This window comes from Nonomuraea mangrovi, assembly GCF_042681425.1.
Lineage (GTDB): Bacteria > Actinomycetota > Actinomycetes > Streptosporangiales > Streptosporangiaceae > Nonomuraea > Nonomuraea mangrovi.
The window spans coordinates 810,944-835,664 of the sequence record NZ_JBHUFV010000033.1; the positions used below are offsets into that span (position 1 = coordinate 810,944).

Here is a 24,721-nt window from a genome sequence, read left to right on the forward strand (position 1 = left end):
ACGTTGACATCGTCTATCAAGGTGGATCAATATTGATTTTCATCAACTTGGACGAGTGGATCGACGCGGGGACGGCCGCCGAACGGCTCGGGGTGAAGCCTGCCACCCTGTACGCCTACGTGAGCCGTGGCGTGCTGAGACGCAGGCGGGCCGACGACGGGCGACGCAGCCTGTTCTCCCTGGCCGAGGTCGAGCAACTGGCCAGGCGAGGGCGCCCGCGCAACCAGCCGCCGGAGCTGGTCATCGAGTCGCGGGTGACGACGCTGGGCGTCGACCGGCCGTACTATCGCGGGATCGATGCACTGGAGCTGGCGCGGACAGCGGCCTTCGAGAGCGTCGCCGAGTGGCTCTGGACGGGGGAACCTGCTCGGGCCGCCCCCTTTGAGTGGGCGGGCGACCCGGAGGGAGTGCGGGCCGCTGTCGCAGCGCAGCTGGCGCTGCCAGAGGGGCTGCTGCCGATCGACAGGCTCCAGGTGAGCACCACCGTGCTCGGCGCCATCGACTCGCTGCGCTACCAGCTCGACCCCGCCTCGGTCGCCGCCACGGGCCGCCGACTGATCGCAGGCCTGATCGACTCCCTCCCCATCGCCGGCCAGTCCTCCGCGTGCCAGGATTCCGGCCAGCAGTCCTCTGCGGGCCAGTCCTCCATGGGCCAGTCCTTTGTGGGCCAGACCTCCGCTCAGCAGTCCTCCGCGGGCCAGTCCTTTGTGGGCCAGACCTCCGCTCAGCAGTCCTCCGCGGGCCAGTCCTTCGCTGGCCGGTCCCCCGCCGACCAGCTCTCGACTGGTCTTCCCTCCACAGGTCTGGTCCCTACCGACTTGCCGGCTGCGGGCCGGGCTCAGACCGACCTGCCGTCCGCGGGCGTGGGCCCGACCGGCCTACCTTCCGCCAGCCAGGCGACCTCCGCGGGATTGCGGCCGACCGGTCAGTCCGCTGCTGGTCTGTCCTCGACCGGGCCGCCCGCAACCGGCGGTCCGCTCGCGGCGGAGGGTCTGTCCGCGACGGGCGGTGTGTCCGCGACGGGCGGTATGTCCGCGACGGGCGGTATGTCCGCGACGGGCGGTATGTCCGCGACGGGCCGTGTGTCCGCGACGGGCGGTATGTCCGCGACGGGCCGTGTGTCTTCGACCGGTGGTGTGCCCGCGGCGGAGGGTCTGTCCGCGACGGGCGGTATGTCCGCGACTGGCGATGTTTCCCCGACGGGCGATGTGTCCGCGACGGGAGGTCCGCTCGCGACGGGTCTGAGCCAGGCCGGTCAGCCGTTTTCGGGGTCGGAGGGTACGGCGCGGCCTTCCGGTCGTCTGCCTTCCGTGGACGCCCTCGCCGCCGGTCCGGCCACCCCTGATCAACGCCTTCGGGTGGCGGAGGACCTGGCGGACCTGCCCATCGCCGAGGCTACGGGTCACGGCGGGGTGGCCGATCGACTGTGGGCGCGGTTGTGTCCGACGCCGCCCACCCCAGCGTTGCTCGCCGCGCTCCAGGCGGCGCTCGTCCTGCTGGCCGACCACGAACTGGCCGCCTCCACCCTCGCCGCCAGGGTCGCCGCCTCCGCGAAGGCCGACCCCTACGCCGTCGTCCTCACCGGCCTCGGCGTCCTCGGCGGGCCGCTGCACGGCGGCGCGTCCTACGAAGCCGAGCGACTCCTGGCGGAGGTGACGGAGCCCGGCCGCGCCGCCCGCGTGATCGCCGACCGCATACGGCGCGGCGAGCGCATCCCCGGCTACGGCCACAGCGTCTACAAGAACGGCGACGCGAGAGGCGCGTTCCTCATGGAACTGGTCGAGGCCGCCGCCCCGGGGCACGACAGGTTGGACGCCGCCCGGGCTCTCAGGATCGAGGTGCGCCGCCGAAGGCTGCCCGAGCCGAACATCGACTTCGCCCTCGCCGGGCTGGTCGCGGTGAGCGGCATGATCCCCGGCGCGGGAGAGGCGATCTTCGCGGTGGCCAGGATCGCGGGCTGGCTGGCCCACGCCATGGAGGAGTACGCCAAGGGCACGCTCCTCCGCCTCCGCGCGACACCCCGCTGAGAGTCCGAGCTCTCCGTGTGGCGTCCGGCTGGGAGTCCGAGCTCTCTGTGTGGCGTCCGGCTGGGAGTCCGAGCTCTCTGTGTGGCGTCCGGCTGGGAGTCCGAGCTCTCTGTGTGGCGTCCGGCTGGGAGTCCGAGCTCTCTGTGTGGCGTCCCGCTGAGAGCCCGAGCTCTCTGTGTGGCGTCCCGCTGAGAGCCCGAGCCTTCCGTGTGGTGCCCGGCTGCGAGCGCTTCCGCGCGGTGCGCCGATGAGAGCGTTTCATCGGGACACCCTGCCGAGAGAGCCGCCGGCACGAGACATCGCGGTGAGATCTCTTGGGCCGAACGCGCGGAGGGCCGCGCGGCAGGCGGGGTGCCCGCACTCTCAGCAAAGCCTCGCCCTCGGTGACAAGCAAGAGCAGGGACGCTGCCCCGGCGGTCAGTAGCCGCGGGTGCGGCGGGCGGCGGGGCGGGTTCTGCGGGCGAGGCCGCGCCCGCGGATGGCCCGCAGGATCTCGGCCCCCAAGATGACCCCAGCGCCGATGCCGACCGCGATCGACAGCGCCTCGACCAGGTGCAGCGCGCCCGCCAGCACGTTGTCGAGGCTCAGCTCCAGCATCCCCCTGTACAGCGCGGAGCCTGGCAGCAGCGGTCCGATCGACGGGATCACGAACACCGCCGACGGCACTCGCACCCTGCGCGCGTAGGCGGTGCCCAGCAGGCCTATCACCGCCGCCGCGATCGTCGTCGCGCCGAGCGCCGGCACGCCGTGGGCGGTCAGCGACACGAACGTGAGCCAGATCAGCCCGCCGCCCAACGCGCCCGGCAGCAGGTGGCGCGGTGGTACCAGCAGCGCCACCGCGAAGGTCAGGCTCAGCGCCAGCGCGCCCAGCAGCTGGGCCGGCGCCAGCGACAGCGGCGCCGACGGCACGCTGTCCACGGTGATCGGCACGCCGAGCCTGACCGCGACGGTCAGCGTCGTGCCGATGCCCGCGATGACCGCGGCCACGATGAACACCACCTCGGTCAGCCGTGCCGTCGCCGTGACGTACTCGCCGGCGATGCCGTCCTGCACGCACGCCACCAGCGGCCTGCCGGGCAGCAGCGCGACCACGGCGCCGACCACCGCCGCGGACGCCTCGACGGGGACGCGCTGCCAGATGAGCAGCACCGCCACCACCGAGCCGAACATGGCGGCCACCGCCGTCTGGAAGAACTCGGCCACACCGCGCCGTCCGAGCCATGCGCCCGCCCTGTCGCCGAGCACCGTCGCCACGAACGCCGCCCCCGCCACCGTCGGGCCGCCGCCGATCAGCACCGCCGCCGAGGAGGAGATCAGCGCCGACGACGTGACCACCGCCCACTCGGGGTAGACGCGCACCCGCCTGGTGATCTCCTTCAGCCGCTCGACGGTCTCGCCGAGCGGCAGGTCCTGCGCGTTCACCTCGCCGACGAGATGGTGCACGGCGATCAGCCGGTCGTAGTCGGGCTGGCGCCGGCGCACCCGCCGCTCGGCCGTGGCGGGCGGCCTGCCGTCGGTGGGCACGTGCGACAGCGTGATCGCCGACAGGTTGACGTCCGCCTCGACCTGGCGCATGCCGTACGACTCCAGGATCCTGCGCATGGCGCCCGCGACGTTCTCGGTCGCCTCGCCGCTGCCCAGCAACAGCTCACCGACCCGCAACGCCAGCGCCATGGCACGATGCCCCTCGGCATCCGAAGCGGAGTATGTCATCGCATGGCGTCATACCCGCGCTCTCGCCCTTTGATCGACATCCTCGGGAACGCCCCACCGCGCGCCATGCACCGCGTCGCGGGCGGCGGGCGGCCGGTCAGTGGGCGGGTTCCAGAGCCTGGGGGCGGCTGACGTACGAGGCCAGCGCGCGGACCCGGTCCGCGTGCTCGTCGTGACCGACGATCACCGGCGGCTCGTTGTAGGCCATCGCGTCGGAGCTGCGGCGCAGCTTGATGTACTGCCCGCACGCGTCGATCGCGTAGGGCTCCATGTCGTCCTGCAGCGCGCCGATCACCGTGATCCCGTACGTCTCGCCGATCCTGCGGAACAGTGCCACCGCCTCCCTGCGGTGCTCCTTGCCCAGGTTGCGGCCCAGCTCGTCAAGCACCAGGCACAGGTGGCCGCCGCCCGAGGAGGCGATGGCCGCCGCGCACACCAGCTTGACCGCCTTTTCGTCCATCAGCGCGGTGTTCGCCCTGCGGTTGTACGGCACGAAGCCCTGCCCCTCGCCGCGCCGCCACTTCGGCGTGACCCGCCACTGCCAGCGCTGTTCGGGGTCGGCGGGGGCGGGCGGCACGGGGAACTCCAGCGTCGCGCCGTAACCGCCGTAGGACGTGTCGAGCTTCTCGAACTCCTCGGCCACCCTGGCCAACCGCGCCTTGATCGCCGCCGTCAGCGCCGCCCGGTGCACGGCCGTCGACTGCGCCGCCTCCTCGGCCCCCTTCTCCGCCGCCGCCAGGTCACGCTGCCGGGTCACGATCTGCGACTCGATCTGGCGGCGCTGGTGCTTCTCGTACTCCTCCTGCCCGCGAAGGTAGGAGGCCAGTGACCCGCACACCGCCGCGAACGTCGTCTGCTCCCTGCTCGCCCGGCCCGTGCGCTCGCCTATCAGGAAGCGCAGCTCCTCGGGCACCTCCTCCTCGTCGTCGCCGGGGAAGGTGTCGCGGAAGGCCTGGTCGAGGTGGCGTTCGGCGACCCGCCACCATTCCTCCGCGCTGCGCGGACGCTCCTCCTCCTGCAGCGCCGTCAGCCATGCCCTGGCCTCGTCGAGGGGACCGCCCCACTCCCTGCCCAGTTCGTCGAGGCGCAGCGCCGCACGCTCGGCCGCGACCTTGGCCGCCGCGTCGCGCGCCTGACCGCGTTCCGACTCGTGCCTGGCCCTGCGGCCCTCCAGCCGTTCGATCTCCATGTCGCGGGTGCGGGCCCGGAAGTCCAGCGCGCCGGCCTGCTGCTCGGCGACCGCCACCGCCGGCGTCAGCTCCTGCAGCGCCTCGGTCAGTTCGGCCAGCTTGGCCCTGCGCTCGGCCAGGCGCTGCTCGATCTCCAGCAGCCGCACGCCCGCCTTGGCGCCGTCGAGCCGCCGCTGCGCCTCGGCCACCCGCTCCTCACCCGCCCTGACGTCCTGTGCCGCCCCCTCCTGAACGTCCCTGGCTCGGTTGAGCCGCTGCTCCGCGGCCTTGATTCGGGCCTCCCTGCCGGTGGCCACACCGTCGAACGCGCCGACCACGCTGACGCCCGCCGAGCTGACCAGCACCGAGCCCGGCAGGTCCTTCAGCGCCTCAGCGGCGGCCTCGAGCCTGGCCGCGTCGACGACCACCGCGTGCTCGGTCGGCCAGCCCCGCAGGTCGACGTGGTCGCGGGCCTGCTCGGCCACGTCCAGGGCGTCGAGCAGGCCGGTCGCGCCCACCCCGGCCGCCGCCAGCGCGGTGAGCTGCGCGGCGGCCGGCCCGCCCTCGGCGTCGTCGAGCGCGGCCTGTGCCGAGGACACCTCGCGGTCGGCCACGCCGAGCGCCTTCAGCGCCTCGTTCAGTCGCCCGCGCGCCTCGGCCAGCTCCCGCTCGGCCGTGGGGACGTCACGCCCGTCGGCCAGCCGCCGCCGCTCCTCCAGCGAGGGCACCATGCCGCGCAGCTCGTCGGCGGAGTTCTCCGCCACCGCCCGGTCGGCGTCGAGCTTGGCGGCCCTGGCCTGCAACACCGCCAGCTCCTTGCGCGCCTCGACCACCCTGCGGTCGAGCGTGTCGTCCTTCAGCGTGGCGATCTCGGCCCGCACCGTCGCGATCGCCTCGGCCGCCGTCTCCTGCGCCGCCTCCAGCGTCTCGAGCTGGGCGGCGAACGCCTCGTCACGATCGGCGGCGTCGGCCAGCCTGCGCGCCTGCCGTCCCCTCCAGCAGCGCAGCGCCTCCGCGAGCCGCACCCTGGCCTGGTCGCGGCGGTCGAACGTGGTCAGCAGCGCGCTCGACTCCGCCTCGAACTCCGCCAGCCGTTCGCCCGCCTGCGCCGCCTTGACCCGCCTGGCGTGCTCGTCGCGGCGCGCCTCACGCTCCTGCTCCAGCTCGGCGTCGAGGCCGGTCAGCGCGGCGATCGCCTCGAAGACCCGCTCGGGGGAGATCTCGTTCAGCGGCTGGGACAGCAGGTTGGTGGCCACCTTGCTGCGTACCGACGTGGACAGGAACGACACACAGCGCACGCGGTCGCCGTACAGGACCTTGGTGAGGTCCCTGGCCACCACGTCGCGGCGGCCCGCAGACCTCGGCAGCGCCGACCACACCTCGTCCGCTCTGGCCACCCGCTCGGCCTCGGAGCTCGCGGCGGCCAGGTGGACGCCGTCGCGCCAGCGGATCTCCAGGTGCGGCGCCTCCTGGTTGACCCGCAACCAGACGGTGATCGGGCCGTTGGCGGTGTCCGGCTCGGGGAAGAGCCCCTCCCCGTCGTCGCCTGATCCGTCCACCTCGATCTGGCCGTCGCCCGGGCCTGACGTCCCCGATCGGCCGCCGCCCTGGGCGCCCGCTCCTGATCCGTCCCCTGCACCGCCCGCCACGCTGAGAAAGTCGAGCGCGCTTCCCCCGGTCGTGTGCGCCGCGCCGTTCGCCTGGGCGGCGCCGTCCATGTGCGAGGAGGGGCCGAAGACGCCCACGATGTAGCCGTGGTCGGCGCTGGCCCACTGCCGTCCGCCGGCGCCGCTGGCCAGCTCGGCATTGAACAGCAGCTCCGACACCGCCTTCGCGCCGGACGCGAACCGCCACTGCTCGTCCCCGAGCAGCGCCGTGATCGACGCGATGAACGACGACTTGCCCGCGCCGTTGGAGTCCTTCGGCCCCGCGCCCGCCACGACGATCAACGTGCCCGGCACGGTCGGCACCGGATGGGTCGACAACCGTGAGATGTTGACCGCCTGGACGGCGATCAGCACCCGATCCCCGACGACGTTCTCCACCAGAGCCACTTACCCGTCCCCCGTCTTCCGCTGTGCTCGTACGGCCGCCGCCAGAGGCGTGTGCGGCCCCGCGGCGAGGATCAGCTCTTCCTGCAGGCGCCGCCGCGCCGCCTGCGTGAGCCGGTGGAACTGCGGGCCCGGCACGTAACCTCCGGCCTCTTCGCCCGCCTTGACCTGCGAGAGCAGCCCGGCGTGCCGCAAGGTGCGCAGCGCGGCCTCCAGCTCGCCGATGGGCAGCTGGGTGTGGCGGCGCAGCTCGTCGACGGGAGTGGCGTGCGGGGACAGCCACGTGTCCTCGGGCAGCAGCCCCTCCGCACGCGGGATCGCCACCGAGTGCACCAGCACCAGCGTCAGCACCGCGCGCTCGCTCTCGCCCAGCGTCGTGCCCGCCCTGACGGCCACGGCGTCGTCGTAACCCGAGATCCACCGCTCCCGTTGCTGGATCAGCGTCCGTCCGCGCCTGGCGAGCATCTCGGCGAGGGTACGGCGGAGCGCGGGGTCCCTCAGCGCGGTGAAACGCGCCTCCTGGACGGGCTCGGCGGCGAACTCCACCGCCATGAACGCCGCCACCAGCTCGGCCCTGCGCCGCTCGTCGAAGGCGTCGAGCAGGTCGTCGAACTCGGCCCTGGCCGTCTCGACCCTGCCGCCGAGCACCTCGATCTCGCGGGTGGCGTCACCGGCCGCGGGAGCGTCTACGGGGGAGGCGGGTGCTTCCGCCGGGATGGCGGGCGTCTCCTGTGGGGCAGCGGGCACGACCGCCCCAGGAGCCGCGGCGACCAGATCGGCGTCGCGGACCACGGTCAGCGCCGTCCGATCCGCCTCGGGCAGCCGCCTGACCAGCTCCTTCAACTGCCCGTACGACTCCACGGGCCACGTCGCGCACCGCGGCCCGAGCCGGACGAACCCGTCGGCCATGACCACCCACGACGAGTCGTGCAGCCGCCGCAGCGCCCCCACCGCCCAGTTGCGCATCAGGTCGTCGGTCCGCCCGATCAGCGCCCTGTACGTGTCGAGCACCAGCTCCACCGGCGCGGTCGCCCCTGGCCATGGATCGGTGGACAGGTCCACCCAGCAGCACTTCAGGCAGGCCGCCAGCACCCGCCTGGTCTCACCCGACCGCTCGACGCTGGGCGGGGCGACCTGGTGCTCCTCCAGCAGCGAAGGCGTCACCCCGTCGGGCCACACGGGGACGGCCAGCTCGGCCATCCGGACCATGCCCGCGGGAGTCGCCTCGCCGTGGCCGAGCCGCAGCGGGCCCTCCGCCCTGGCGCGGGCGTGGGCGAGGGAAGCGGTCATGCGATGCGCTCCAGGAAGCCGTGGGACAGCCACGTGGGCTCGTGAGAGGGATCGGCCGTCAGCTCGTCTGACCAGACGAGCCGGTAGGGCAGCTCGGGACGCAGATCGACGCTGGTCAGGTCGGCCAGCAGGCGCCGGGCGGAGGCCCAGTCGGAGCCCAGCAGCCCGGCCAGTGCCACCCTGTCGGCGCCGCCGAGCACCGACTCGGCCACCGACGTCAGCCGCTCGACGGCCGCGCCGGGCGACTGGTCGAGGGAGCCGGACGGCCCTGGGTCGGGCAGGTCCGAACGAGGGGGCGTGGGCTGGGCGGGGGCCGGCCGCGGGCTCTCGTCGACCGCGCGCACGATCGCCGCTGGATCGTGCCAGGGGGAGGGGGCGTCGAAGACGAACCCGTCGAGGACGGCCGCGAGCCGTTCCTTCGAGGCCGTCTGCGAGAAGGTGCGCCAGGTCTCGGACGGCAGCAGCGTCAGGTTGCGGGTGGTGCCCGCCGAGTCGGCCAGTCGGCCGGCCGCGCGGCGGGAGGCGTCGCTGTAGGCGTAGATGGCCGCGCGCAGGTCCGTGCAGAGCCTGTCGAGCTCGGGCCAGCGGGTCAGGATCGTGCCGTGCAGGTTCTGGGCGCGACGGGCGATCTCCTCGGTGCCCCACAGCTTGGGCGCCTGCTCGCGCAGCTCCTCGATCGTGCCGGTGGTGAGCGTGATCAGCTCGAGCGCCCACAGGCGGAAGGCCCTGGCCAGGTTGGCCGCGCTCTGCCCGGCCTGCTCCATCGTGGTGCGCGGGTCGGCGACGTTGAGGTCCTCGAGCGCGAGCAGGCGGTGCATCTCCGACTGGCCGCCGTCGTCCATCATCCGCCGGATGAACATCAGCCCGACCACGCTGGTGAAGGAGGCCCGGTAGCGCAGCTGGTTGGGCTTGGGGAACACCTCGCGGATCGCGCCGAGGCCCTTGAGGACGCGCAGCCTGTTGTCGAACTGGTCGGAGGGGAAGGCGCGGCAGGCGAAGCGCATCTGCTCGTGCGTCAACCACTCCTCACCCGCCTCCGCGAACGCGGCGAAGAGCGTCTCGGCGACGTCGACCATGGCGGGATCGTCGACCACCGCGCCGCTGTCGCGGGCCAACGCCGCGAACATCCTGCGGTAGGTGGACAGCACCGCCTCCTCCGAGAGGGCGGCGTCGAGGGTCAGGGGCTGTTCGGACACGCGCTCTAAGGTAGAGGTTCCCACCGACACTTCGCTCAGGTGACGACATCGGGAAGCCCGTGCGCGTCGGCCCTGCCGCGAACATCCCGACCAGCGCGGATCGCGACATATGCGGACCGGTGAGACCGCCGCGAGAGAGTCGTCGGCGCGGTGGACCGCCGGTCGCCGACGAGCGCGTTGGGCTGCCGGGTGGTGCGGGATCACGCTAGGGTGAGGCCCGGTAAAAGGGGGACATAGGCGTATACGGGCGGAGTTACCGTGCGTGGGGATAAGGTCACCGCGCTCGTCGCGGGCGGGGTCGTGGCGATCCTCGCGGTCGCGGCGGCGGTCTTCGGCGTGGGCGTCTCGTCCGCCAACCCGAAGCTGGCGGACGTGGGCGCGTGGCTGTGGTCCAAGGCCAAGGGCAGGGTCGTCCACGTGAACGGCCTGTCGGGCGAGGTCGACGGCTACCTTGACGACAAGCCCGGCAAGTCCATGAAGGTCGTGCAGGACGGCACGAACGTGCTGCTCGTCGACAGCCGCACCGGCTTCGTCGGCAGGATCGAGCCGAGCCAGCTCACCGTCTCGCAGACCAAGAACTTCGGCGCCGCGGGACTCCAGCTCGTCGTCAGCGGCTCCGACGCGTACGCCGTCGACCCCCGTGGCAGGGTCCAGCGGATCGACCCCGTCACGCTCAACACCACCGGAACGCCGCTCGACCTGCCGGGCCCGCTCGGCTCCGCGCGCATCGACGGCGGAAGGCGGCTGTGGGTGCCCGTCACCGCGACCGGCGAGGCCGTACCCGTCAGAGCGGGTGTGAAGGAGCGCGCGGTCAAGGTCGGCGAGGCAGGAGAGGAACTCGCGATCACCATCGCGGGCGGGCTGCCGGTGATCACCAACACCCGGGCGGCCTCCACCGTCATCATCGGCGCGGACGGCGGCGCGGGCGAGATCACGCTCCCCAAGGAGGTCGCCCAGGCCGGCAAGGGCGGCGTGCTGACGCCCGCGTCCACCGAGGGCTCGCTGGTGCCGATCCTCACGCCGGGCCGCGACGGCCTGCTCGTCGTGATCGACACCATGTCGAACGCCGTGCAGACCACCGACCTCTCGGTCAGGGAGGCGGGTGTCCCGCAGGTGCTCGGCACCAAGGTGTACGTGCCCGACCAACGGGCCGGCGCGATGATCGTGTGGGACACCGCGGCCGGCGGTGACCCCGTGCGGATGCAGGTGGCCGACCGGCCGGGTCCGATCGAGGTGTTCGTCAAGGACGGCCTGCTTTGGGCCAACGACGAGAACGGCGACAGGGCCGTCGTCATCGATCCTGAGGGCCGCAGGCACGCCGTGGACAAGGACGACACCGACGTGCCGGGACCCACGCGCACGCCCAAGCCGCGCCCCACGCCGACGACGGTGCCGACCAGCACCGTGCCGGATCCCGACCCCGAGCCAGAGTCGACCAGGACGGTGCCCGACCCCACGGAGGAGGCACCCGAGCCGACCAGGACCGCGCGGAAGAAGCCGACGCCGAGCCAGACGCCCACGCCGTCCGAGACGCCCACTCCGACCCCCAGCCCTTCCGCTCCGGGCGCGCCGGGATCGGTCTCGGCCAAGTCGGGACCCGGCAAGGTGGATGTGACGTTCGGCGCTTCGACGGGTGGCAAGGTCGAGAAGTACACGCTCAAGGCGTCGGGCCAGGGCAAGGTCATCCCCGAGTCGGTGGGCCCTGAGGGGCCCTTCCAGTTCGAGTACGCCTCAGAACAGTGCGCCGAGGTGAGTTTCACCGTCGTCGCGCACTGGGCGGGCGGCGAGGTGGAGTCGCAGTCGTCCGCGTCGGCCATGCCGTGCGTGGCGCCGGGCGCGCCGACGAACTTCCAGGCCAAGGCGAAGAACAAGGGCGCCGACCTGACGTGGGGCGCCCCCGAGAACGCGGCGGGACAGGGCGTGACCTACGTCCTGTCGGGCGCGGCGAGCAACAACGGGATCGAGGGCACCTCGTTCGGCGCCGAGGGGCTGAGGAACGACGCCAAGCACGAGTTCTCGCTGAAGGCCAAGAACGCGGCGGGGGAGAGCCAGACCGCCGCCACGGCCACCGCCGACCTCGCCTATCCGAAGAAGGCCTACCAGAACGCCAACAACAACCAGACCGACTCGTTGATCCAGTGCGGTCCTCAGGGCGGCTGCGAGGTCGGCAGGATCCCGAAGGGCCAGTACCGGTCGCTCACCGTGATCTGCCAGACGAAGGGCCGATCGGTGTCGGAGAGCGAGAGCGGCGAGAGCAGCGACGTCTGGAACAGGATCGAGTGGAACGGCGGCGTGGCCTACATCAGCGACACGCTGATGGCGATCCCCGGCAGCGGCCTGGCGGCCGACGGGCTCTACGAATGCGAGAACTGAGTTGAGCTACCCTGACACCGCCTCGATGGCGGGCCAGTTCGCGCAGCGCTTCCAGCTCCTCGCGGGCAACATCGAACACGTCATCAGAGGCAAGCGCGAAGCCGTCGAACTGGCCCTGGTCTGCCTGTTCTCCGAGGGACACCTGCTCATGGAGGACGTCCCAGGCACGGGGAAGACGACGCTGGCCCGCTCGATCGCCGCCAGCGTCGACGCCGAGTGGCGGCGGATCCAGTTCACGCCTGACCTGCTGCCCAGCGACATCACCGGCGTGTCGATCTTCAACCAGGCGCACCAGAAGTTCGAGTTCCACCACGGTCCCGTCTTCGCCAACATCGTGCTCGCCGACGAGATCAACCGCGCCTCGCCCAAGACCCAGTCGGCCCTGCTGGAGGTCATGGAGGAGCGGCGTGTCACCGTCGACGCCGAGCCGCACCCCGTGCCGAGGCCCTTCATGGTGGTCGCCACCCAGAACCCCGTCGACATGGACGGCACCTACCCGCTGCCCGAGGCCCAGCTCGACCGCTTCCTCATGAAGATCTCCGTCGGCTACCCCGACCACTTCGCCGAGGTCGAGATCCTCAAGGCGGGCGCGCAGGTCGAGCGGCTACCGCAGGTCGCCCGCGCCTCCGACGTCGCCGCGATGATCGACTTCGCGACCCAGATCCACGTGGCCGACCCCGTCTACGACTACATCGTGGCCCTGGTCGCCGCCACGCGCGCCAACCCCTACCTGCGCCTGGGCGCCAGCCCCCGCGCCAGCCTCGCGCTGCTGCGCGCGTGCAGGGTCAGGGCCGCGTCGACGGGCCGCCACTACGTGGTGCCCGAGGACGTCAAGGCCCTGGCCGTCCCGGTGATCGCGCACCGGCTCCTCCTCACCCCCGAGGCGGAGCTGCGCGAGCGGACCGCCGCCGACGTGCTGGGCGAGCTCATGGCCGGAATGCCGGTACCGCAGGCGGCCTGACATGCTGACCCCGCTGGGCTGGGGCACCCTCGCAGGGTCGCTCCTCCTGTACGTCGCGGGCTTCGTCCTGGGCTACAGGGAACCCGTGGTGCTGGCCACCGGCGGCCTGCTCGCCCTGGCGGGCGCGCTGGCGTGGACGGCGCCGAAGCCCAAGCTGGAGGTGCGGCGCGAGGTGACGCCGCTGAAGGTGCCGCGCGGCGACGCGGCGGTGGCCGTCCTCCAGGTGAGCAACCTCGGCGGCATGGCACTGGCAGGACTGCGGGCGCGCGACAGGTTCGGCGCGAGCGACCACACCGTCGAACTGCCCCGCCTGCCCAGGGGCGCGGCCCGGACCGTCTCCTACTCGCTGCCCACGGGCGTGCGCGGCGAGATCCCGGTCGGCCCGCTGCTGATCGTCCGCGCCGACCCGCTCGGCCTCACCCGCAGGGTCCGCGAGTACGGCGAGGCCGTCACCCTGCTGGTACGGCCTCGCACGGTCGCCCTGCCGGTCCCGCCGTCCGGACGCGCGCACCATCTGGAGGGCCCGACGAGCGACAACGCGCCCAGCGGCACCGTCACCTTCCACACGTTGCGCGAGTACGTCGTCGGCGACGACCTGCGCCATGTCCACTGGCGCTCAAGCGCGCGCACCGGCACGCTCATGGTCCGCCAGCTCATCGACGCGAGCCTGCCGACCACGACCGTGGTGCTCGACACCCGCGACCTGGACGAACTGTCCGTGGACGCCGCCGCCTCCGTCTCGCTCGCCGCCGCGCGCGCCGGCTTCCCCGTCAGGCTGATCACGGGGGAGGGGGTGCTCGCCGAGACGAGGGCGGACGCCGACCTGGTCCTCGACCGGCTGGCGCTGGTCGGCCCCTCCGACTCCCATGAGGGGGTGCGGCTGGCGCGCGGCGGCGGCTCCCTCGTCCTGGTGACCGCCGACCCCGCCGAGGCGGCCCGCGTGGCTGGAGTCAGGAAGCGGTTCGACAGGGTGATCTGCGTGTTCACCGGCCAGGCGGAGGTCAGCGTGCCGGGCGTGACCACGCTGCGCGTCAGGGACCTCGAGACCCTCCCCTTCGTCTGGGCGGCCCGATGAGCGCCCTTCCTTCGTCCGGGTGGCCCGATGAGCGCCCTTCCTTCGTCCGGGCGGCCCGGTGAGGGCCCTCTTCCGCGTCCGGGCGAGCCGATGACCGCGCCCACTCCGAGCCCGGCGTGGCGGCGGCTCGCCGCGCTCGCCGTCGTCGCCGCGATCACCGGCACCGCCGGATGGGGATTCCACCGCGTCTTCCCCACGACGGACCTGCTCGCCGTCGTGGCCCCCGCCGCGTGCGTGCCCGCCCTGATCGCCGCGCTCACCAGGACCAGGCCGTTGTGGCTCCCGCTCGTCCTGAACGTCCTGCTCTTCGCCGCGGCCACCGTCCCCCTCTACGGCGGCCTGGCCCCGCGCTTCCCTCTAGACCTCGCGAACGCCTGGCAGGCGCTGCTCACCACCCTGCTGCCCGCGCCGGCCGAGCCCAGGCTGCTCGTCCTCGTGCACGCGCTGGTCTGGCCGGCGGCCATCGCGGGCGCGGAGACGATCACCCGCACCAGGCTGAGGCTCGCGCCCGCCCTGCCGGCCTTCCTCGTGTACGGCGTGGCGCTGCTGCTCGGCGTCGACGGCGAAGGCTCCAACCTGGCACCGACGGCCGTCCTGCTCGTCCTGTCCGGCGTCCTGCTGGTCCTGCGTGAGGATCGGCCCGCCACGTGGCTGGTCGCGGCGCTGCCCGCCCTCGGCGTGGTCGCGCTCGCCGCCTCCCTGCTCGGTCCTCTGCTGCCGATGGCGCGGGAGCCGTACAACCCTCGAACGGACGCCGAGCTGCCGCCGCCGGTCAGGGTCGGCAGCGTCAGCCCGCTCGACAGGGTGTCGGCGTGGCTGCAGATCCCCGACCGGCCGCTGTTCACCGTGAAAGCGGACAAGCCGCTGAACTGGCGGCTGGCCGTACTCGATCGCTACGACGGGGTGCGCTGGACGTCCGGCGCGCGTTTCCAGCCGACGGGCGGCAGGGTGCCGTCCGACGAGTGGACGGGCAGGACCACGACCGTGCGGCAGACGGTCACCTTCGAGCAGCTGCAGGGCACGTGGTTGCCCGCCGCCGAACGGCCCGCCGAAGTGACGGGCGCGCGCGGCCTGGCCGTGGACCCCGACAGCGGGGCGTTGCTCACCTCGGCCAAGACGGGCAGGGGGTTCGGCTACCAGGTGGTCTCGCGCGTGGCCGCGCCCACGAGGGAGGACCTGCTGGCGGCGGTTCCCGCGGCCGACCCCGCCCTGACGGCCTTCCCTCCCGGTCCGCAGGAGGAGCCGTTCAGGAGGACGGCGCGGCAGGCGACCAAGGGGGCGGACACGCCCATCGGCCAGGCATACCGGTTGCAGAAGTTCCTGAGGACCACCGCCAAGTACGACATCACGGCGCCGCCTGGGCACTCGCTCAAGGCTCTGGAGTTCTTCATGGACACGACCTATCGGGGCACCTCCGAGCAGTTCGCGTCCGCCTTCGCGCTGATGGCCAGGACGCTGGGACTGCCTGCCAGGGTGGTCGTGGGATTCAGGCCAGGCGCGCCGGAGAACGGCGTCTACCACGTGCGCTCAGGACATGTCCTGGCGTGGGCCGAGATCAAGTTCGAGAAGCTCGGATGGCGGCCTTTCTACCCCACGCCCGGCAGGAGCGGGGCGAAGGACGACCACGACGTGGTGTCGGCGGAGATCCAGGAGAGCGAGCAGCTCGAGGGCGAGTTCGGCCAGGGCGGCACCTCGAAGGCCAAGGAGCCTGCGGCGAAGAAGACGCCCGTCGGGCCCGTGGCCTCGGACGGGGCGTCCCCGTGGTGGTGGACGGCCGCCGCGGTCCCGCTCCTGTACCTGGTCGTGGCGGCGGCGCTGCCGTGGTGGCGGCGTCGATCCCGCCGCCGCGGCGGGACGGCCGCCGACCGGGTCATGGGGGCGTGGCGTCAGGCCTGCGACGACCTCGGGCTGGGCGGAGAGCGGACGCTGACGGCCGCGGAGGTGGTGGCCGGGCACCCTGACGCGCGGGAGCTGCGGCCGCTGGCCGACCTGGCCAACCACGTCAGGTACGCGCCGGACACGCTGGGCGAGGAGGGGGCGGAGGCCGCCTGGCGCTGCAGCGACGCGGTGCGCGCCCATGCCCGCCGTACGAGGTCCGTCCGCGCCCGCCTGCTCCGTCGCCTCGACCCCCGCGCCTTCACCCGCTCCTGACCCGTCCTCCCCGGCCCGCGCGCTCACCCGCCGAGCCGGCGGCGGAGGTTCTGTCGGCGCCGCCCCGTAGGCTCCCCCTGTGCCGAACGATCTGCGCAGAGCCCGCCTGTCAGCCCAGCTGCTGCATCGCCCGTCCGTCCTCGACGCCGGCGAGATGGTCCGCCACCTGCTCGCCGTCCAGGCGCAGGACGTCCCCTCGGCGCTGCTCGCCTTCCGCGCCAGGTCGGCCTCGGTCACCGTGAAGGAGATCGAGGCCGCATGGGAGGACCGCGAGATCGTCAGGGCGTGGGGACCGCGCGGCACCCTCCACTTCGTCCACCGCGACGACCTGCCCTGGCTGCTCGCCCTGACCCGCAACGACACCGGCACGATGCGCAGGCTCGCCCAGGAGGGCGTGACGGGCGACGACCTGCCCGCCCTGATCGGCGACGCGCTCGCGGGGCAGGGCCCGCTGACCAAGGCCCAGCTCGAAGCGAGGCTCGCGGGCCGCGCCAAGGGCCAGGGGGTCGTCCACCTGGTCGCTCTCGCCGCCTTCCACGGTCTGGCCGTCCTGGGCCCGCTCCACCGGGGCAAGCCCACCTACGTGCACGCGGTCGACTGGCTCGGCGCGCCCGTCACCTTCGAACAGGACCGCGACAGGGCGCTGGCCGAGCTCGCCCTGCGCTACCTGCGCGCGCACGCCCCCGCCACCCCCGACGACCTCGCCGCCTGGTCGGGCCTTCCGCTGGGCACGGCCCGCGCCGCCTTCGACCTGATCGCCTCCCGCCTCGAGGCGGCACCCCTCGGCGGCTTCACGCTTCGGGGCGCGGACGCGGAAGCGGGCGGGCAGACCAACGGCGCGGTACGGCTGGCGCCCGCCTTCGACGAGTACCTCCTCGGCTGGGCCGACCGCGCTCTCATCCTCGAGGAGCGGCACCGCCGCGCGGTGTTCCCCGGCGGCGGGATCCTGCGCCCTGTCATGCTGGCCGACGGTGTCATCGAGGGCACGTGGTCACGCAAGGGCGAAGAGGTGACGCTCGCGCCGTTCGAGCAGCGGGATCCGGGCCCGTGGAAGGCGGAGGTGGCCGACGTCCGCGCCTACCTCAGCGGGTCACCGCGCCCCTGATGCAGTACGGCTTCGACCACGCCACCGTGCTCTTCTGACTGATCTCCAGCGCCGCGCCGACCAGGAAGCAGTAGCCGGTGTCGGGGTCCAGGCCCACCACTCTGGCCGTGGTGTCGCCCGCCTGGAGCGAGGCGAGCTGCTGCCCGTCGGCCGGCTCGCGCTGCAGGATGAGCGGGTAGCGGCGGGCGTCGGCGGGCAGCGTCCAGCGGAGGGTGACCACGGCGCCCCTGTCGGCGACCATGCGAAGCCCGCGAGGCGCGAGGGCGTCGCGCGCCGCCTTGCCGATCTCGGCCGGCTTGGCCGACTGAGGATCCTTGGCCGGCTGCGGCTCCTTGGCCACCGGCGGCTTCGGCTGCGTCCCCGGGTCCTGCGGCTGTCGCCAGGGGAGGAGGAGGACGAGGAGCACGCCGGCCGTGGCGACTGCCGCGACCGCACCGCCGATGAGGAGGCGTCCGCGCAGCGGCGACCGGCCTGAGCGGGCGGGAGCGGTGAAGGCATGGCGCGCCTCGGCGTACCCGGGTGCCTCGGCATGCCCGCGCGGTCCGCCGTCGGGCCGGTGCCCGGGAGGCGCGGGATGCCCGGGGTGGACCGCGCCGGGCGCGTGCGGTGGACCTGCCGCCACCGCGGAGGAGGCGACGCCGGGCGGCACGGTAGCGGGGGCCACTGAAGCGGGGGCCACTGAAGCGGGGGAGACAGATGCGGGCGCCGCTGAAGCGGGGGCCACGGGGGTGGGTGCCATGGAGCCGGGGCCGGGGGGAGGTCCGGCGGGGGCGTACGGCGAGCCGGATGCCGGCGCGGCGGGCGGCGCGTGCACGGATGGCGACGTCGCGGGTGGGGCGTGCACGGATGGAGACGTCGCGGGAGGGGCGTGCACGGATGGCGACATCGCGGGTGGGGCGGCCTGCCGTACGGGGAAGGTCGGCTCGCCTCCGGGGGCGGGCTCGGCGGCGACGAGGTCGGTGACCGGCAGGCCGAGTTCCTGCTGCACCTCCCGCAGTCGCCTGGCGAACGCCCACGCCGACTCGTACCGTGCCGAGGGCGCCTTCGCCATCGCGCGCACGATCGCGCCCGCGACGGCGGACGGCACGTCGGCTCTGTTGATCGGCGGTGGTTCGGCGCTCAGGACCCTGAACATCAGCGGCGCGATCGAAGGGTCGGTCGCCGAGTGGAAGGCGGGCTGGCCCGCGAGCAGGTGGTACAGCGTCGAGCCGAGCGAGTACACGTCGGTGGAAGCGCTGTGCGGCTGCCCGCTCAGCACCTCGGGCGCGGCGTGCAGCGGCGTGAACGCCTGTGCCGTGGCCGACGTCTCCGAGGAGTCGACCACCCTGGCCACGCCGAAGTCGGCGATGGCGGGCTCGCCGTACCGGGAGATGAGGATGTTCTGCGGTTTGATGTCGCCGTGCAGCACCCCGGCCTCGTGCACCGCGGCCAGGGCGGCGGCGAGCTTGACGCCGGTGCGCAGGACGTCGGCCACCGGCAGCGGCCCCTGCGCGCGCACCCTGTCGCGCAGCGAGCCGTTCTCGAAGAACTCCATCGCGATGTACGGCTTGCCGGAGCGGGTCGTGCCGGTGTCGAACACGGTGACCACGTTCGGGTGGCCGGTCAGCCGCCCGGTGAGCTGCAGCTCGCGCTGGAACCGGCGCATGGTGCGCGCGTCGACCCTGTCCACGGTCAGGACCTTGAGCGCGACGACGCGGTCGAGACGCTCCTGGTAGGCCTTGTAGACCACGCCGAAGCCGCCCTGGCCCGCCGTGTCGAGCACCCGGTAGCCCGGCGCGTCCTCCCCTGGCAGCACGTCCCCTCCCCCCGTCCCGGGCGAGTTTAGTGTGGTTTCAGGTGACTCGCGGGGCGTAGGGGCATTTCAGGTCACCACCAGGGGACGTCGGCGGCGGGGATCATGAGCCAGGCTCCGCCGGCCACCGAGGCGCCCGCCACCAGCAGGAAGAACAGCACGTAGAAGCCGCCGGGCAGGAACGTCAGCCGGGCGAGCTGGTCGGCGTCGGAGTCGGGCGCGTGGCCCCTTCGCCGCTTGTGCTGCAGCTCCAGGATCGGCCTGACCCCGCCGAACAGCAGGAACCACACCGCGATGTGCGCCACGATCATCTGGATGTCGCCGGGGGCGTACATGGACAGGGCGAACACCGCGCCGCCGGTGACGAGCAGGATCAGCGCGCCGTACAGGTTGCGGATCAGCAGCAGCATGCAGACCAGGAAGCCCAGCACGGTCCAGACCAGCAGCGTGACCCGCCCCTCCGCGGTCAGCCACGCGCCTGCCAGCCCCAGCAGGGACGGGGCGAGATAGCCGGCCAGCGCGGTGAAGATCATGCCGGGGCCCGTGGGCCTGCCCCTGGTGAGGGTCACGCCCGAGGTGTCGGAGTGCAGGCGGATGCCCTGCAGTTGGCGGCGGCTGAGCAGTGCCACCAGCGCGTGGCCGCCCTCGTGGGCGATCGTGACGAGGCCTCGCGAAAGGTGCCACGAGGGGCGGTAGGCGACGATCGCGAACGCGGCCAGTGCCGAGAGCGCCACGACCCACAGCGCGGGCGGCGACTGAGCCTCGACCAGGTGGGCCCATAGCTTGTCCATCGAACCCGACCCTATCCGGTTGCCCCTGCTCCTGTTGAGCGGATGACGCCTGGAGGCCGGGGTTTCCGGCGCGATGCGAGGTGTGCGAGGAAGGCCGGGCTCGGCGGTGCGAGCTCGCGCGCCAGAGAGCCGCCCGAGAGCTTCCGCGACCGCGAGGGGCCTTGGGTAAGGTCGCCGTGTGGGGATAGAACAAGATTCTGCCATTCCTGCCTGGTGGCAGGCGCTCGGCCTGCCGGGCATCATCGACCTGCACGTCCACTTCCTGCCCGAGCGCATGGAACGCCGGGTCTGGCACCACTTCGACCACGGCGGCCCTCTCATGGGCGACGGCTGGCAGATCCGCTACCGGCAACCGGTCGAGGAGCGCGTCGCCCTGCTGACCTCCATGGGCGTGCGTGCCTTCCCCGCCCTCGCCTACGCGCACAGGCCGGGCATGGCCGCCGACCTCAACGCCTGGACGCTCGACTTCGCCCGCAAGGTACCCGAGTGCCTGCCGTCGGCCACTTTCTTCCCCGAGCCCGGCGTCCTCGACTACGTACGGCAGGCCCTGGACGACGGGGTCAAAATCTTCAAGATCCACCTCCAGGTCGGTGCCTTCGACCCTCGCCTGCCCGAGCTCGACCCCGTCTGGGGCCTGCTCGCCGACGCGGGGGTCCCCGTGGTCGTGCACGCCAGCTCCGTTCCCGTCCCCGGCGGCTGCGTGGGCGTCGAGCCCGTCGCCGAGGTGATGCGCGGCCACCCACGCCTGCGCATGGTGATCGCCCACCTCGGCATGCCCGAGTACGAGGACTTCTTCGCGCTGGCCGAACGGCACGAGCGCGTCGCCCTCGACACCACCATGGCGTTCACCGACTTCGCCGCGCGGCTCATGCCCTTCCCCGCCGCGCTCAGGCCCCGGCTGCGTGAACTGGGCCTTGCGGGGAAGGTGCTGCTCGGCAGCGATTTCCCCACCATTCCGTACGCCTACGCCCACCAGCTCGACGGCCTGGACAGACTCGACATGGGCGATGACTGGCTTCGCGCGGTGTGCTGGGAGAATGCGGTACGCATGATCTGAATTGGAGGGGGACGTCATGGACAACCGGCACGTGGCCTTGATCGGCGCCTTCTACGAGGCGCTCGCCAAGGGCGACACCATCGCCATGGAGCACTGCTACCACCCCGACGTCAGCTTCGGCGACCCCCTGTTCCAGGAGCTCGAAGGCCGCGACAGGGTCATGGCCATGTGGCGGCTGATGCTGTCCAGGGGAAGCGGTGTCGCGGTGACCTTCCGCGACCTCGCGGCCTCCTCCCACGCGGGTAGCGCCCATTGGACCGCCCGCTATACCTTGACCAGCACGGGCCGCGAGGTCGTCAACGAGGTGGAGGCCTTCTTCCGCTTCGAGGACGACCTGATCGTGCGCCACCGTGACGACTTCGACTTCCGCCTGTGGTCCAGGATGGCTCTCGGCAGGCCCGCGGGGCTGCTGCTCGGCTGGACCCCGATGTTCCGCAAGACCATCCGCGATCGCGCCCACCGGGCTCTCGACGAGTTTCAGCTGTCCTAGGAGGTCGGGTATGGCACGGATGAGGAGCTTCCTGCGCAGCGGCGTCCGCGAGCCCGCCCCCGAGCACTCGATGGATCCGCGCGCCGACGAGGACTCGCCCTACCGCCCCACCGTCATCGACAACGCCCTCTACCTCGACGGCCACCGCATCGGCACGCCCGCCTCCCTCGCCGACGCCTTCGACAGCCTCAAGAAGACCCCCGGCAGCATGGCGTGGATCGGCCTCTACCGGCCGAAGGACTGGGAGCTGGCCAAGCTCGCGGAGGAGTTCGGCCTGCACGAACTGGCCCTCGAGGACGCCATCGTCGGCCACCAGCGCCCCAAGGCCGACCGCTACGGCGAGATGCTGTTCGTGGTGCTGCGCGCCGCCACCTACCTGGACGACGTCGAGGAGGTCGCGTTCGGGGAGGTGCACGTCTTCGTCGGCGCCAACTTCGTGATCACCGTACGGCACGCGGAGTCGCCCGACCTGAGCGCCGTGCGCCGTCGCATGGAGTCCGACCCCGACCTGCTGCGCCAGGGGCCGCAGGCCGTGCTCTACGCCATCCTCGACGCGGTGGTCGACGGCTACGCCCCCGTCGTGGCCGGGCTGCAGAAGGACATCGAGGAGATCGAGGTGCAAGTCTTCGGCGGTGATCCCTCGGTCTCGCGAAGGGTCTACGAGCTGTCCGGCGAGGTCATCGAGTTCCAGCGGGCCACCAGCCCGCTGCTGCCGATGATCGACGGGTTCATCGCGGGCGCCTCGAAGTACGGGGTCAACCAGGAGTTGCAGAGCTACCTGCGGGACGTGGCCGACCACGCGATCACCGTCTCCGAGCGGGTGGCGGGGTTCCGTCAGCTCCTGCAGAACATCCTGGTGATCAACTCGACGATGGTGGCGCAGGAGCAGACCAGGGCCAGCTACGCGCAGAGCGAGGAGGTCAAGAAGATCTCCGCGTGGGCGGCCATCCTGTTCGCGCCGACGCTGGTCGGCACGATCTACGGCATGAACTTCGACCACATGCCGGAGACGCACTGGGTGGCCGGGTACCCGTTCGCGCTGGTGTTGATGGCCGCGGTGTGCCTGGTGCTCTACCTGGTCTTCAAACGCCGCGACTGGCTGTGACCCCACCTCGGGTGTCGCGGGTACGGCGGGCGCGGGCCGCCTGCCGTACCCGGGAAAGGGTCAGCCGAGCAGCTTCCTGGCGGCCTGCTCGATCTCGGCCTCCGACAGCAGCACGTGGTCGGCCGCCTCGCCCAGCGGGATGAAGCTGTCCGCCGACGTCACCCGGGCGATCTGTCCGGAGAAGCCCGCGTCCAGCATCTCCGTCATGACGCCTTCGGAGACCCCGCCGGTCCGCCTGCACTCGTCGGCGATCAGCACCTTGCCGGTCAGCTCCGCGGCCCGCATGAGGTCCTCCAGCGGTAGCGGCGCCAGCCACCTCAGGTCGAGCACCCGGCAGCTCACCCCGTCCTGGGTGAGCTTGACCGCCGCGCGCAGGCTCATCCGCACGCCGTTGCCGTACGTCACGATCGTCAGGTCGCGTCCGTCGCCGTAGCCGCGCGCCCGGCCGATCGGCACGTGCGTCTCCGCCCACCTGGACGGCGGCGCGTACGGCGCGAGCCACCCGTTGTCCCCGTCGTCGAACAGGTCGCGCGTGTTGTAGAGGGCGATCGGTTCGAGGAACACGCACACCGAGCCCTCGGTGCGCGCCGCCGCCAGGCAGGTGCGCAGCATCGCGGAGGCGTCGTCGGGCCTGGACGGCGAGGCGATGACCACGCCGGGGATGTCACGCAGCGCCGCGACGGAGTTGTCGTTGTGGAAGTGCCCGCCGAACCCCTTCTGGTAGGCGTATCCGGCCACGCGCACCACCATCGGATTGCGGTAGGCGCCGCGGGAGAAGAACGACATGGTCGCCGCCTCGCCGCGGATCTGGTCGAGCGCGTTGTGCAGGTAGGCGAGGTACTGGATCTCGGGGACCGGCAGCATCCGCGACACGCCCGAGCCGAGCGCGAGACCGAGGACGGCCTGCTCGTCGAGGAGCGTGTCGAAGACCCTGCCCGCGCCGAAGCGCTTCTGCAGGCCGCGGGTCACACCGTAGACGCCGCCCTTCTTGGCGACGTCCTCGCCGAAGACCATCATCTCGGGGTAGACGGCCAGCGCGTCGGCCAGCGTGCGGTTGATCGCCTGGGACAGCGTGAGCGGCTTGTCCTCCTTCTCCGGGAGCTGTCCCGCGAAGGCCTTCTCCCTGGCGGAGGGCTCGGCGGCGACCGGGCTGATCTTGGCGATCAGGTCCGCCCTGCGCGGCGCGAGCGGTTCGGCGATCTCGCGGGCGGAGGTGAGCTTGGGTGTGCGGGTGGTCTCCATCGCCATCCGCAGCAGGTGCTCGCGCTCGGACTCGTAGCGCTTGAGCAGCTCCTCGGGGGTGGCGAGCCCGGCCTCGACGAGGAGGGCGGCGGTGCGCACCAGCGGGTCGCGCTCGTAGTCGGCGCGGATCTCGCGCTGGGTGCGGTAGGAGGATTCCACGTCGGAGCCGGCGTGGCCCATCAGCCGCACGGTGTCCAGGTGGAGGAAGGCGGGCGCGCGTGTCGAGCGGACGTGGTCGGCGGCGCGGGTGGCCGCGTCGTAGGCGTCGGCCAGGTCGCAGCCGTCGGCGTGGAAGTACTCGATGCCGGGGCGGCGGGCGGCCGTCGCCACCCATCCCTTGGGCGTGCGGACCGAGATGCCCAGGCCGTTGTCCTCGCACACGAACAGGATGGGCAGCGGCTGGCCCTGGTAGGTGGCGTAGGAGGCGGTGTTGAACCCCGACAGCGCGCTCGCGTGGTTGGTCGAGGCGTCGCCGAAGCTGCACACCGTGATCGCGTCATCGGGCCACGGCGTCGGCACGCCGATCGCCTTGGCCCGCTCGATGGCCAGCGCGACGCCGACCGAGCGCGGCAGGTGACTGGCGATCGTGGAGGTCTGCGGGATGATCGCGAGGTCGGGATGGCCGAAGACCTTGTGCCTGCCGCCCGCGATGGGCTCGTCGGCTGAGGCGGTCAGCCCCAGCAGCACGTCGCGCAGCCCCTGCTCGGGCAGGCGGCCCGCCATGGAGGAGCGGGTCAGGTAGAAGGCGCCTGAGCGGTAGTGGAGCAGCGCGGGGTCGGAGGTCCTGACGGCGGCCGCCACGGCGGCGTTGCCCTCGTGGCCCGCCGAGCCGATGGTGTAGAAGCCCTCGTTCTGCTCGCGCAGCCATCTGGCGGCGACGTCGAGCAGCCGGCTGCCCAGTTGGCGGTCGAACAGCTCGCGGCAGCGTTGCCCGGTGAGCGTGGTGCCGTCTCTGACGGGCCCCGCCGGGTCTCTGGGAGCGCCCGCCCTGAGCGTCGCAACCGCTTCGGTGAAATGAGTCTCAACAGTGTCGCGCGCCACAAGCCCGATTATGTCGCGCGCATGGTCCCTTCGTCTGCCCGAACGTGAGGACGAAGTTTTTGTCTGACCGATCTGAATGACAGTTTGTCAGC

General features: G+C 72.5%; 16 protein-coding genes. 9 read left to right on the forward strand and 7 right to left on the reverse strand.

The window, feature by feature from the left end; translation table 11 throughout:
* Nucleotides 1–32: 32 nt before the first annotated feature.
* A complete protein-coding gene (locus tag ACFSKW_RS22160) occupies nucleotides 33–2,027 on the forward strand; it encodes a citrate/2-methylcitrate synthase (protein WP_379574224.1) in 1,995 nt (664 codons plus the stop codon).
* Between the two features lie 417 nt (nucleotides 2,028–2,444).
* Here ACFSKW_RS22160 and ACFSKW_RS22165 read toward each other — a convergent pair whose 3' ends face one another.
* From ACFSKW_RS22165 to ACFSKW_RS22180, 4 genes are all read right to left on the reverse strand, one after another.
* Nucleotides 2,445–3,740 carry a threonine/serine exporter family protein gene (locus ACFSKW_RS22165; RefSeq protein ID WP_379574225.1) on the reverse strand — a complete coding sequence of 432 codons (1,296 nt, stop codon included), beginning with the start codon at nucleotides 3,738–3,740 and terminating at the stop codon, nucleotides 2,445–2,447.
* Nucleotides 3,741–3,837: 97 nt separating this feature from the next.
* Complete coding sequence (locus tag ACFSKW_RS22170; RefSeq protein WP_379574226.1) at nucleotides 3,838–6,963, reverse strand: coiled-coil domain-containing protein; 3,126 nt, start codon at nucleotides 6,961–6,963, stop codon at nucleotides 3,838–3,840.
* Nucleotides 6,964–8,250 carry a hypothetical protein gene (locus tag ACFSKW_RS22175; protein WP_379574227.1) on the reverse strand — a complete coding sequence of 429 codons (1,287 nt, stop codon included), beginning with the start codon at nucleotides 8,248–8,250 and terminating at the stop codon, nucleotides 6,964–6,966.
* On the reverse strand, nucleotides 8,247–9,446 hold the full coding sequence (locus ACFSKW_RS22180; protein WP_379574228.1) for a hypothetical protein: 1,200 nt from the start codon (nucleotides 9,444–9,446) through the stop codon (nucleotides 8,247–8,249). The genes ACFSKW_RS22175 and ACFSKW_RS22180 overlap by 4 nt, the downstream gene beginning before the upstream one ends.
* Nucleotides 9,447–9,704: 258 nt before the next feature.
* Between ACFSKW_RS22180 and ACFSKW_RS22185 the strand changes: the two genes are divergently transcribed.
* The 5 genes from ACFSKW_RS22185 (at nucleotide 9,705) to ACFSKW_RS22205 (ending at nucleotide 17,111) form a co-directional block, all read left to right on the forward strand.
* A complete protein-coding gene (locus ACFSKW_RS22185; RefSeq protein WP_379574229.1) occupies nucleotides 9,705–11,819 on the forward strand; it encodes a hypothetical protein in 2,115 nt (704 codons plus the stop codon).
* Nucleotides 11,820–11,844: 25 nt separating this feature from the next.
* The gene (locus tag ACFSKW_RS22190; RefSeq protein WP_379574566.1) at nucleotides 11,845–12,780 is read left to right on the forward strand and encodes an AAA family ATPase; all 936 of its coding nucleotides are present in this window, start codon (nucleotides 11,845–11,847) and stop codon (nucleotides 12,778–12,780) included.
* 1 nt (nucleotide 12,781) lies between these two features.
* On the forward strand, nucleotides 12,782–13,855 hold the full coding sequence (locus tag ACFSKW_RS22195; RefSeq protein ID WP_379574230.1) for a DUF58 domain-containing protein: 1,074 nt from the start codon (nucleotides 12,782–12,784) through the stop codon (nucleotides 13,853–13,855).
* Nucleotides 13,856–13,945: 90 nt separating this feature from the next.
* A complete protein-coding gene (locus tag ACFSKW_RS22200; RefSeq protein WP_379574231.1) occupies nucleotides 13,946–16,006 on the forward strand; it encodes a transglutaminase TgpA family protein in 2,061 nt (686 codons plus the stop codon).
* Nucleotides 16,007–16,085: 79 nt separating this feature from the next.
* A complete protein-coding gene (locus ACFSKW_RS22205; protein ID WP_379574232.1) occupies nucleotides 16,086–17,111 on the forward strand; it encodes a winged helix DNA-binding domain-containing protein in 1,026 nt (341 codons plus the stop codon).
* Here the strand turns inward: ACFSKW_RS22205 and ACFSKW_RS22210 are convergent.
* On the reverse strand, nucleotides 17,089–18,906 hold the full coding sequence (locus ACFSKW_RS22210) for a serine/threonine-protein kinase (RefSeq protein WP_379574233.1): 1,818 nt from the start codon (nucleotides 18,904–18,906) through the stop codon (nucleotides 17,089–17,091). The genes ACFSKW_RS22205 and ACFSKW_RS22210 overlap by 23 nt on opposite strands.
* Nucleotides 18,907–18,977: 71 nt before the next feature.
* Nucleotides 18,978–19,694 carry a M50 family metallopeptidase gene (locus tag ACFSKW_RS22215; RefSeq protein ID WP_379574234.1) on the reverse strand — a complete coding sequence of 239 codons (717 nt, stop codon included), beginning with the start codon at nucleotides 19,692–19,694 and terminating at the stop codon, nucleotides 18,978–18,980.
* Nucleotides 19,695–19,872: 178 nt separating this feature from the next.
* Here ACFSKW_RS22215 and ACFSKW_RS22220 point away from each other — a divergent pair, with 178 nt between their 5' ends.
* The 3 genes from ACFSKW_RS22220 to ACFSKW_RS22230 are packed head-to-tail and all read left to right on the forward strand — an operon-like array spanning nucleotide 19,873 to nucleotide 22,346.
* Nucleotides 19,873–20,751 (forward strand): amidohydrolase family protein, encoded by an 879-nt coding sequence (locus tag ACFSKW_RS22220; protein WP_379574235.1) that lies wholly within the window; start codon nucleotides 19,873–19,875, stop codon nucleotides 20,749–20,751.
* 16 nt (nucleotides 20,752–20,767) lie between these two features.
* The gene (locus ACFSKW_RS22225; RefSeq protein ID WP_379574236.1) at nucleotides 20,768–21,241 is read left to right on the forward strand and encodes a nuclear transport factor 2 family protein; all 474 of its coding nucleotides are present in this window, start codon (nucleotides 20,768–20,770) and stop codon (nucleotides 21,239–21,241) included.
* A gap of 10 nt (nucleotides 21,242–21,251) precedes the next feature.
* Nucleotides 21,252–22,346 (forward strand): magnesium and cobalt transport protein CorA, encoded by a 1,095-nt coding sequence (locus ACFSKW_RS22230; RefSeq protein ID WP_379574237.1) that lies wholly within the window; start codon nucleotides 21,252–21,254, stop codon nucleotides 22,344–22,346.
* Nucleotides 22,347–22,406: 60 nt separating this feature from the next.
* Here ACFSKW_RS22230 and ACFSKW_RS22235 read toward each other — a convergent pair whose 3' ends face one another.
* Nucleotides 22,407–24,629 (reverse strand): thiamine pyrophosphate-dependent enzyme, encoded by a 2,223-nt coding sequence (locus ACFSKW_RS22235; protein WP_379574238.1) that lies wholly within the window; start codon nucleotides 24,627–24,629, stop codon nucleotides 22,407–22,409.
* Nucleotides 24,630–24,721 lie beyond the last annotated feature (92 nt).